Genomic DNA, 6,461 nt, shown 5'->3' with positions numbered 1-6,461 from the left:
GTAATAGTGCTGACACCAGTACAGATAATACTACAGATAGCAGCACAGATAACAGCACCGATGTAAATGGCGACTCTGTAAATTCTTCAGATATTCCTGACGGGGATGAGATCCTGAATATTTCTGAAGTGAATACAGATTTCCTGACAGATGATGCCAAAGCACTCTTTGAGAAAGCCAAGACTTTCGGCAAGGGAGAGTATGAAGGTGATGCAGAGGCACTTCAGGAGGCTATGGGATCAGAAGCTGTATGCACAGTGACTCTTGACAGCGATCAGGGTGAGAAGCTGTACAACGCAGTTCTTACCAAATATCTGGAGATCCTTGGCAATGGTACAGGATCTTATGTTCCTACCGGTAATGAAGATTATCTGACTACTGAGCTTAATATGCTTCAGGAAGACCTGAAGGTGATCTTCGGTATTGATCTGACAGATGATCAGAAGGCAGAAGCTGGTGATAAGGCAGATATCCTTGGTGATAATGTTTCTTCTGACGATAAGAACACCCTGTACAAAGACACCATGAAGTTCTTCGAGCAGCTGTATGGTGAGACCAGCATGGATGAGACAACTGAGAATACAGATGCAGCAGTACCGGATAATACAGATGCATCTTACGATACAGAAGGGACAGACACATCCATGGATAATACAGACGATACCACTATGGATGAATCCGATATGACTCCTGCTGAAGGAGACGATATGGTTTACGATGAAACCATCAATGAATAACTGTCCCCTTAAAAATAGTTAAAATTGACCATTGCCAAATCCACAGTTTCCAGGTAATATGTTGCCAGACCGGAAGGAACTGATTCAGGTTGATCCAGTCAGTCCCTGTAAGGGAGGCATATAAAGGAAAAGGAAAGGCAGTGACTAACATGAATAACAAAGAGACATCAACAATCATGAAACTTGCAGAGACTGCGATTCTTGCAGCACTTTGCTATGTATCCTTCACATTTTTACAGATCAAGATTCCGGTTCCGGGTGGAGATGCTACATCTCTTCACATTGGAAATGCATTCTGTGTACTTGCCGCATTGCTTCTTGGAGGTGTTTACGGCGGTCTTGCCGGTGCTGTGGGCATGACTATCGCAGATCTGATGGATCCGGTTTATATTACAGGAGCTCCGAAGACATTTGTTCTGAAGCTGTGTATTGGCTTGATCACCGGCCTTGTGGCACATAAGGTTGCAAAGATCAATGAGAGTACAGATAAGTCATACGTATTTAAATGGAGTCTGATTGCTTCTGTTGCTGGTCTGGCATTTAATGTTGTGGCAGATCCGGTTGTAGGATTTTTCTACAAACAGTATATACTGGGACAGCCACAGGAGATGGCTGCTGTTCTTGCCAAGCTTAGTGCAGTGACCACCTTTGTGAATGCAGTTGTTTCTGTGATCCTGGTTGTGTTCATATACAATGCACTTCGTCCAGCACTGATCAGGATGAACCTGATCCAGATCCACCCAGTACAGAAGGATAAGACCGTTTCTGCAAATTAAATTTTTTAGTAACTATTCAGCAGAAAGTATATTGTGAGGGTATTGAAAAGTTATGTTTTATTTGCTGCCACATCTTACAGGTGTGGCAGTTTTTTCTTATTTATGCGAAATACTGGAAAAAAGAAAAAGAGTGTGATAGAATGTTCCAATAAATATGCTTTTGCTGTCAAAGCACCAAAAGCATGATCAAAGTAGCTATTCGGCAGGAAGGATTTTGCGAGGGTACTGAACAGTTACGAATTACACAAAGGAGAATATAAATGGGTCTTGCAGTTGTCAGTTTGAAAAAAGGAGAAGGCAGGCTGTTAAAATCCGGCGGTATGTGGATTTTTGACAATGAAATTGCCACGATCATGGGAAGCTTTGTGAATGGCGATATTGTACTGATTCATGATTTTGACGGATATCCTTTAGGGAAAGGATTTATCAATACCAATTCCAGGATCACAGTCCGGCTGCTGTCAAGGGATGAGCAAACCGTGATCGATGAAGTGTTTTTTGAAAAAGAGTACGGGATGCCTGGGAATACCGTAAGAAGGTGGTAGATACCCGCAGCTGCAGAGTGATCTTTGGCGAGGCAGATTTTTTTCCGGGACTTGTGATTGATAAGTTTTCTGACGTGTTGGTGGTTCAGTCTCTGGCACTGGGAATTGACAGATATAAAGAAATGATCATAGAACTTCTGAAAAAGGTTCTGAAAGAAGATGGTATCCAGATCCGTGGCGTATACGAGAGAAGTGATGCCAAGGTTCGCCGCCAGGAGGGGATGGAGCTTGTAAAGGGCTTTATCGGACCGGAATTCCCAACTCTTGTGGAAATTGAAGAAAATCAGGTAAAATATCAGGTTGATGTAAAGGATGGTCAGAAAACAGGATTTTTCCTTGACCAGAGATCTAACAGGCTTGCGATCCAGAAACTTTGCAAGAATGCCAGAGTGCTGGATTGCTTTACTCATACAGGTTCTTTTGCATTAAATGCAGGGATCGCAGGTGCTTCCAGTGTATTAGGAGTGGATGCATCAGCTCTTGCCGTGGATCAGGCAGCTGCAAATGCCAGGTTGAACGGTCTGGAGGATCGGGTACAGTTTATATGCAGGGATGTATTTGAGCTACTGCCTGAATTGGAGGAAAAGGAAGAAAAGTTTGATGTGGTGATCCTGGATCCACCTGCGTTTACAAAGTCCAGAAGTTCCATAAAGAATGCAGTGAAGGGCTACAGAGAGATTAATCTGCGTGCTTTGAAGCTGGTGAGTGAAGGCGGCTTTCTGGCCACCTGTTCCTGTTCTCATTTTATGGATTATGAGCTTTTTACACAGACGATCGGGCAGGCAGCACGAAGCGCTCATAAACGGCTGCGTCAGGTAGAATACAGGACACAGGCTCCGGATCATCCGATCCTGTGGGCAGCAGATGAGTCCTATTATCTTAAGTTTTACATTTTTCAGGTATGCAGTGACAGATAGACCTTCACAGGCTGGGATCAGGGAAAGAGACAGACTGAATAAGGAAAGAAGGATTTCATGAAAGACAAATTTTACAGATTTATGCAGGGACGTTACGGAGTTGACCAGTTTGCAAAGTTTACCATGGGTGTGGCACTGGTTTCTATTGTGTTGGCGATTTTTGTCAACACAGGAAGCAGCGCAGGTTCTCTTCTGGATATGTTAGGCCTTGTAGTCATTGTGTATACATATTTCAGGATTTTTTCCAGAAATATTTCCAAGAGAGCACAGGAGAATCAGAAGTACTTGTCAGCTACAGCTACCATACGTCAAAGACTGAACAAAGAAAAAAATCTTATGAAGCAGAGAAAGGACTATCATATTTATACTTGTCCTTCCTGCGGACAGAAAGTCAGGATTCCAAGAGGAAAAGGAAAGATTGAGATCAGCTGTCCAAAGTGTCACAGCAAATTTGTAAAGAGGAGCTGATATGTTCGGATATATTGTGGTAAATAAGCCGGAATTAAAAATTAAAGATTTCGATTTATACAAATCCTTTTATTGTGGGCTTTGTAGGGAACTGAAAAGAAAATATGGATTTTTCGGACAACTGTCCCTTACTTATGATATGACCTTTGTGGCGCTTTTGCTTAGCGGATTATATGAGCCTGGGACAAAGAAAGGAACTACCCATTGTATCCTGCATCCTGTTCACAAAGAGACAGTACGGAAAAACCGTTTCACAGAATATGCGGCAGATATGAACATTATCCTTACCTATTATAAATGTGTGGATGACTGGAAAGACGACAAGGATCTTTTGAAGCTTGCATATGCAAAGGCCCTACAGGGTAAGAACCGCAGGCTTTCTGTCGAATACGATAAAAAGGTGCACAGGATCGTCCGGCTGCTGGAACAGCTTTCGGATCTTGAAAAGAAAGATGAGAAGGATATTGATCAGGTATCCGGCATTTTTGGAAAGATCATGGCTGAGATCTTTGTGTATCAGGAAGATGTGTGGGCAGATACTCTTCGGAAAATGGGGTTCTATTTTGGAAAGTTTATTTATATTCTGGATGCGTATGATGATGTGGAAGCAGATCTGAAAAATGGAAATTATAATCCTTTTTCAAAACGCTTTAAAATAAAAGGGTTTGAAGATGAGGTACAACAGCTTCTGATCATGATGCTTGCAGAAGCCTGTCGTGAATTTGAAAAACTGCCTATTCTAATGTATGGAGATATTCTGAGGAATATCCTGTATTCCGGTGTATGGGTAAGGTTTGAGGCGATTACCAGAAAAAGGAGAGAAGAACAGGAGAAAGAACATGTTTGATCCATATAGTGTTCTGGGAGTATCACAGGATGCCTCAGACGAGGAAATCAAAAAGGCATACAGACGTTTAAGCCGGAAATACCATCCGGATGCGAATATTAATAACCCTGACAAAGACAAGGCTGAAGAGAAATTTAAGGAAGTTCAGCAGGCCTATGACCAGATCATGAAAGAACGGGAATATGGAAGCAGAGGAGCTGGCAGCTATGGAGGCTTTGGAGGCTTCAGTCAGCAATCCGGCGGATACGAAGATGAGGAGAGCATCCGCAGACGTGCAGCGGCTAATTTTATCCAGAGCGGACATTATCAGGAAGCTATGAATGTACTGCGGTCTCTTTCCCAGAGAAACGGAGAATGGTATTATCTTTCATCTATGGCCAATATGGGGCTTGGTAATAATGTAAATGCCAGAAATGATATAGAACAGGCGATTCGTCTGGATCCTGGCAATGCCCAGTATCAGATGCTGAAGAACCGGATGGACGGAGGCGGTACCTGGTACCGGCAGCAACAGGATCCCTTTGGAGGCATGCCTATGGAGAATGGCGATATGTGCATGAAGATGTGCTTAGCCAGTACAGCTTGTAATCTGTGCTGTCCGGGAAGCGGTGTGATCTGCTGTTAAAGGCAGGCTTTTCGGAACAGACGGTTATAATAGAGACAAAGAGGAGAAAAAGTAATGAGTGTTAGAATTGGTATTTTAGGTTATGGAAATCTTGGCAGGGGAGTAGAATGTGCCATCAAACATAATCCGGATATGGAGCTTGTGGCAGTATTCACACGCCGTGATCCGGAGAATGTGACTATTCTCACAGAAACAGCCAAAGTCTATTCTGTAAATGATGCAGAAAAAATGAAAGATCAGATCGATGTACTGATCATCTGTGGAGGAAGTGCTACAGATCTTCCTACACAGACGCCCAAATATGCACAGTGGTTTAACGTGATCGACAGCTTTGATACACATAAGAGGATCCCGGAGCATTTTGCAGCTGTAGATAAAGCTGCATCAGAAAATGAACATATTGGGATCATTTCTGTTGGCTGGGATCCGGGTATGTTTTCACTGAACCGTATGTATGCTAATGCAATCCTTCCTGGAGGCTGTGATTATACATTCTGGGGTAAAGGAGTAAGTCAGGGACACTCTGATGCTATCCGCAGGATCGAAGGCGTGAAGGATGCCAGACAGTATACCATTCCTGTAGAAGCTGCACTTGAATCAGTACGAAAGGGAGAGAACCCACAGCTTTCCACAAGGGAAAAACATACCAGAGAGTGTTTTGTAGTTGCCAAGGAAGGCGCAGATCTTGCACGCATTGAACGTGAGATCAAGACCATGCCTAATTATTTTGATGAATATGATACCACCGTTCATTTTATTTCCGAAGAAGAGTTAAAGAAGAACCACAGTGGTATTCCTCACGGCGGTTTTGTGATCCGTACCGGAAAGACCGGATGGAATGATGAAAATAGCCATGTGATCGAATACAGCCTGAAGCTGGATTCAAATCCGGAATTTACTTCTTCCGTACTGGTTGCTTATGCACGGGCTGCGTATCGGATGAATCAGGAAGGCCAGAAAGGATGTAAAACAGTTTTTGATGTGGCGCCAGCCTATCTTTCTGCTATGAGCGGAGAAGAACTGAGGAAGCATCTTCTGTAAAGCTTTTTTGTGATATCCATCGCTTTGGAAAATGTTACAAAAAATATAATATGAAATTGTTACAAATGTTAAAAAAGAGCAAAGATTATTATCAATCTTGCTCTTTTTTTGCTAAGAAAAGGAAAATAAATATTGTGAAAAGTTTACATACTTATACTTTTGTATTGACGATTAAAAAATACCGTTGTATAATCTATTACATAAAGCTGTAACATTTTTGTAAAAGATTAAAGGCGATATCATGTTTAGATAAGAAAAGTAGATTTCAAAAACATGTAGAGACTGGTAAGTGTACACATTTTCACTCACAGCTTACCATTCATACAGACAGAAACTAAGCTCTGAGCCAAGACTTCCAAAACTTTAGGGAGGGAGGGAGGGAAAGAAAAAGAAAAGAAAGAAAGAAAGAAAGAAAGAAAGAAAGAAAAAAAAAAAAAAAAAAAAAAAAAAAAAAAAAAAAGAATAAAATGAATGGAATGGAATGGAATGGAATGGAATGGAATGG

Annotated in this window: 6 protein-coding genes and 1 pseudogene; all 7 read left to right on the top strand. The window is 41.9% G+C overall.

The window, feature by feature from the left end; translation table 11 throughout:
- On the top strand, nucleotides 1-737 hold a 737-nt coding region (locus tag R1Y93_RS09885), incomplete at its 5' end, for a replication initiation protein (RefSeq protein ID WP_500822671.1).
- Between the two features lie 149 nt (nucleotides 738-886).
- Nucleotides 887-1,513, top strand: coding sequence for an ECF transporter S component (locus R1Y93_RS09880; protein ID WP_500822672.1), 627 nt, complete (start codon nucleotides 887-889; stop codon nucleotides 1,511-1,513).
- Between the two features lie 260 nt (nucleotides 1,514-1,773).
- Nucleotides 1,774-2,975, top strand: a pseudogene (locus R1Y93_RS09875) (class I SAM-dependent rRNA methyltransferase).
- Between the two features lie 57 nt (nucleotides 2,976-3,032).
- Nucleotides 3,033-3,443, top strand: a complete 411-nt coding sequence (locus R1Y93_RS09870) for a hypothetical protein (protein ID WP_500822670.1) — start codon at nucleotides 3,033-3,035, stop codon at nucleotides 3,441-3,443.
- 1 nt (nucleotide 3,444) lies between these two features.
- Nucleotides 3,445-4,290 carry a DUF5685 family protein gene (locus R1Y93_RS09865; RefSeq protein ID WP_500822669.1) on the top strand — a complete coding sequence of 282 codons (846 nt, stop codon included), beginning with the start codon at nucleotides 3,445-3,447 and terminating at the stop codon, nucleotides 4,288-4,290.
- Nucleotides 4,283-4,915 carry a J domain-containing protein gene (locus R1Y93_RS09860; RefSeq protein WP_500822668.1) on the top strand — a complete coding sequence of 211 codons (633 nt, stop codon included), beginning with the start codon at nucleotides 4,283-4,285 and terminating at the stop codon, nucleotides 4,913-4,915. Before R1Y93_RS09865 ends, R1Y93_RS09860 begins: the two co-directional genes overlap by 8 nt.
- Before the next feature lie 54 nt (nucleotides 4,916-4,969).
- Nucleotides 4,970-5,956 carry a diaminopimelate dehydrogenase gene (locus R1Y93_RS09855; protein WP_500822667.1) on the top strand — a complete coding sequence of 329 codons (987 nt, stop codon included), beginning with the start codon at nucleotides 4,970-4,972 and terminating at the stop codon, nucleotides 5,954-5,956.
- Nucleotides 5,957-6,461 lie beyond the last annotated feature (505 nt).

It is taken from the genome of Blautia sp. HA3515 (assembly GCF_059933065.1).
The sequence above is the reverse complement of the archived record's forward strand: the minus strand, read 5'-3'. Positions and strand labels throughout refer to the sequence as shown.